We start from the raw sequence: 4,227 nt of genomic DNA on the forward strand, positions 1-4,227 counted from the left end.
GTAGCCGAGAACAACACTCCGAGCACCCGGCCGTCGGACAACATCGGCACACCGAGTATCGAGACGATGCCCTCCCGTGAGACAGCGTCGTCGATTGCGCTGTCGTGGGTGCCGTCCTCGTACTCGCTGTAACGCTGAACCCATTGTGCGCTACGCGAATCCGCGATGCGGCTGGCGAGGCCCATCCCCGCGGGCACGCGCAGGTTTCGGAATTGCGGGGTGACCGAGCCGATGGTCTTCCGAACGTGGAGGTCCCGCGTGTGCGAGTCGAACTCCGACAGGTAGGTGACGTCGCTACCCATCATGTCGTGTGCCCGGGATACCAGCCGTTCGAGAAGGCCGTCGATGTCGCGCACTTCGGCGAGATCACGGGCGCTGGCGAAGAGCGTGCCCAGCTCGTGTTCGCGCCGCCGCAGTCGGGTCAGCTCCTCGCGGCGTGCGCGCAGGCGCTCCTTGGCTTCATTGCGGGTTCTCTGGTCGACGCCTGCTGACTCGAGGACTTCGTCGAGTTCCTTGTCCTCGGTGTCGCCCGAAAGGACCTCGACAAGACGGCCGATCGCAACGACGGGATCGATAGCGGTCATGAACAACGAGCTTAGGCCCCGACGCTCCCGGTCTGGTTGTGTGTAACGGCCCGAGAGGTGCGGTGGAGTTTCGGTTCCGACGCCCCAGGTAGCATAGGTGCTACCTTTGGGTATGGACACCGTGGGTTTAAAGGAACTGCGCCAGCACGCCTCGGACTACGTCAAGCGTGCCGAAGCGGGTGAAACTTTGTTGATCACGGTTGCCGGTCGGCCGAGCGCCGTGCTCGGCCCGGCGGCGCGCAAACAGTGGACCAGCTTCGACGACGTCGCCGCCGTGTTCGATACCGCTTCCGACCCCACGCTCGACGCCGACCTCGCTTCTGCGAACGATTCGGTTCGAGATCCGTGGCACCAGTGAAGACGATTCTTGATACAAGCGTCCTGATCGGGGACTCTATCGACCGTATCGAGGGAGACCTCGCAATCAGTGCGATCAGCCTGGCGGAGTTGCATTTTGGCTTGCTGGCAGCGGCGACGCCGGGGCAACGCGCTCTACGTCTGCAGCGGCTCGTGGCACTCGAGCGAGCCTTCGAACCGCTTGTGGTCGACGATCGTGTCGCACGAAGTTACGGTCAGCTTGCGGCGGCAGTGCGGGCCAGTGGTCGACGACCCCAAGCGCGGGCATTCGACCTGATGATCGCGGCAACAGCGCACGCCCACGACGCTCGCTTGTTGACGCGTAATGCATCGGACCTCCGGGGGATCGAGGATCTCGTACACATCGACAAGGTCGAGAATCGCTGAAGGGATATCGTGTACGCCGATGAACGACTACGAAGAACTGGACGCCACAGCCCTCGCGGTACTCGGACTCTATGGCCCGCTGAGCGATGAGCAGTGGGCCGCGAAGATGGTCGAGTACGGTCACGGTGACGAGGCTGAGATGTTCGAGCTCATCGATACTTTCGAATCGGACGAGCGCGGGTTCTTCGAGGATGGCCGGAACATCCATCTCCGGACACTCCTCGAGGGGCGCGTACTCACACATCGTGTGACCGACCGAGAGGTCTCGGCCGATATCGTCGAGATCGGCAACGAGTTCACCACAATGACTGGATTGCTGGACACCACGGCGGAACAACGTGGTTACGCAGTTGTATCCACCTTCACTACTCCCTCCGCTGTCTTCCGTGAGCGGGGTATCACCGACCCGGGGTGGCCAACAGAGGGGCTGATGCTGCCGCGCGGCACGCTGGCGGGTTTTCGACCCGGCGACGTCCTTGGTCTGACAGTGGAGAACGGGCAGGTCGAAACCCGGCGCATCACTCGAACATTGGCGGATCTCGAAGTCGGCGACGAGCTGCTCGAGCTCGTCGGTGACGGAAGCGCGTATATCGACGCCCTGGTGTGGCAATTGATGTACGAGAATCCGTCGTTGTTCCGTGAAGCGACGATCCCGATACCCGAAATTCTCGAGGCGGCGGGCCTGGCGATCGACGTCGACTTCGTTGCACGCCGTGGGTTCGACTTCGCCGCGGAGCGGCAGCGCACCTCGGCGAACATGTTGGCCAGAACCTTCGACATCGACGACGCGGAGTCTTCCGTTCTCGATGCGTTCCTGACCCTCGTACAGGCTGCCGCGCATGTGTCTGGCGAAGACCGAATCCAGTTGATTCGTGAGGCGGTGGAAGTAGACACAGATTCGTGGGCTCGCTTATCGGACCCGTACGTGGCACGCGCCGCGCTTCAACTGATCGTCAGAATGGACCGTGGAGTACCAGCGCTGGCTGCCGTGGCGACAGCGTTGGTCTCTTTGGTGCCGCGGTCGGCCCGTGCGTCGGTGCACTGGCTACACGCCCGCGCAGTCGATCTCATCGGAGATCCAGAAGCGGCGGAACGCAGCCTTCAGCGCGCTGTCGATCTGGATCCGACGTTCGTAACCGCATGCCTCGAGCGCGCGGAGTTCGCCTTTCTGCGAGGCGAGGCGGCACAGGGCTTGTCGGTTCTACGAAGCATCGGATCGGCGGAAGGTGCCCAGGAACTCCGGAGCATGTTGGAGGAATTACTACCTCGTGAACACCCCGGGCTCGGTCGCAACGACCGCTGCTGGTGTGGGTCGGGGCGCAAATACAAGGTGTGCCACCTCGGTAAAAGCGATGCGACGCCCCAGCAGCGGGCACGATGGTTGTACGCCAAGGCTGATCAATTTCTCGCGGCGGGACGAGGCGAGAAGGAACTACGGGCGCTCGCCGACATCAGGACGACGTTCTGGGACGAGACCGATGATCCGCTCTCGCAAGCACTGGAGGGTGACCCGTTCATCTTGGACGCGCTGCTGTTCGAAGGCGGACTGTTCGCCGACTTCGTGGAGGAGCGGGGACCTCTGCTGCCACCGGACGAGCTGAACCTCGCTCAGCAGTGGTTACTGATCGAACGCTCCGTCCACGAGGTCGAGTCGATCACGCCCGGCGAAGGAATGTCGCTGCGCGACGTGCGCACCGGGGACCGCCAAATCGTCACGGAAAGAACTGCCAGCCGCGAACTGAAACCAGGCCAGTTCATCTGTACACGAGTGGTTCCGGTCGGCCCGGAGTTGCAGTGCTACGGCGGTATCGAGCCGGTACATCCCTCGCAGCGGCACCACCTGATCAACATGCTCGACAATCATGTGGAGCCCGAAGATCTGGTCGACTTCCTCAGTGCCCGATTTGCACCGCCGACAATCTCCTCCAGAGAGGGCGATCCGATTGTCCTGTGCGAAGCACAGTTCGAGCTCGGCGAGTTGAACAGCATTCGGCGCAAACTCAGCCGCGCGTACGGTGCAGCTGACGGCAATCGATGGCATTGGCGAGACGGCGCAAGCATCCTCGGCATACTGACGCTCGACGGTACGCAATTGACGGTCGAAGCAATGACGGAGAGCCGGTTCGACCGGATCATCGACGCGGTCACGTCCATGCATCCCATGTTGACGGTGGTCCATGAGACACGGACACCCCCTTCGTCCCGCGAGGCCGAATTGAAGCGTGCTGGATCGGGCCACGTCGAACAAGACCTCGATTTGGAAAACAGTCCCGAGGTTGTTTCCTTTCTCGAAGAGCAGATTCGAAAGTATGAAGCGTCGTGGATTCACGAGAAGATTCCAGCGTTGGACGGCTACACGCCGACCCAGGCCGCTGCGGACCCCACTCGCCGGGAGGACCTGATCCGGCTGATCAACTCGTTCCCCGAAACCGGGCACCCGGGCGCGATGAGCCCCCGAAGGCTGCTTCTCGCGTTGGGGCTCGACGACGGTTCTGCGTTCTGGAGAGCGCAGCGGTAGTGCGTTCGGTGACCGCAAAGTCGAGTCGCCCCGGCCATACCAATCTTTAAGCGGCTAAAGATTGCTATGCTGGCCGAGTGGGGTGCGATGAACGGTCGACGGTCGAGGCCGTGACGTACGAAACCCGGCCATGGCAGCCGGCCCACGGTCATGCGTCGCGGACTCAGCGACGACTGCACGCAGGCGACCACGAGGCGGCAATCCCAGCCCGCATCGGCGCTGTGGATCTGCAGCTGCCCGCCGAGATGACGGCGGAGTCAGAGGACGCTCTGCGGGAGGTAGTCAGGTTCGACGAGTATGCATCGCGAGCGCTCGGGTCTGCCACCGAATTGGCGCCCATGAGTTCGATCCTGCTGAGATCGGAGAGCGCCGCGTCTTCGC

The 4,227-nt window shown here is 62.6% G+C and carries 4 protein-coding genes and 1 pseudogene; 4 read left to right on the forward strand and 1 reads right to left on the reverse strand.

Going from position 1 to position 4,227, the window contains the following annotated elements:
• Nucleotides 1–584: GAF domain-containing protein (locus WBQ44_RS05355; RefSeq protein WP_495565696.1), on the reverse strand; the 584-nt coding region annotated here is incomplete at its 3' end.
• Nucleotides 585–696: 112 nt separating this feature from the next.
• Here WBQ44_RS05355 and WBQ44_RS05360 point away from each other — a divergent pair.
• From WBQ44_RS05360 to WBQ44_RS05375, 4 genes and pseudogenes are all read left to right on the forward strand, one after another.
• The gene (locus WBQ44_RS05360; protein WP_495565697.1) at nt 697–942 is read left to right on the forward strand and encodes a type II toxin-antitoxin system Phd/YefM family antitoxin; all 246 of its coding nucleotides are present in this window, start codon (nt 697–699) and stop codon (nt 940–942) included.
• Nucleotides 939–1,328 carry a type II toxin-antitoxin system VapC family toxin gene (locus tag WBQ44_RS05365; protein WP_495565698.1) on the forward strand — a complete coding sequence of 130 codons (390 nt, stop codon included), beginning with the start codon at nt 939–941 and terminating at the stop codon, nt 1,326–1,328. The genes WBQ44_RS05360 and WBQ44_RS05365 overlap by 4 nt, the downstream gene beginning before the upstream one ends.
• A gap of 19 nt (nt 1,329–1,347) precedes the next feature.
• The gene (locus WBQ44_RS05370; protein ID WP_495565699.1) at nt 1,348–3,846 is read left to right on the forward strand and encodes an SEC-C metal-binding domain-containing protein; all 2,499 of its coding nucleotides are present in this window, start codon (nt 1,348–1,350) and stop codon (nt 3,844–3,846) included.
• Between the two features lie 110 nt (nt 3,847–3,956).
• Nucleotides 3,957–4,227 (forward strand): annotated as a pseudogene (locus tag WBQ44_RS05375) (Fic family protein); the annotation flags it as partial.

Source organism: Rhodococcus sp. (in: high G+C Gram-positive bacteria) (genome assembly GCF_049591685.1).
In the GTDB taxonomy this organism is placed as follows: Bacteria; Actinomycetota; Actinomycetes; order Mycobacteriales; family Mycobacteriaceae; genus Rhodococcoides.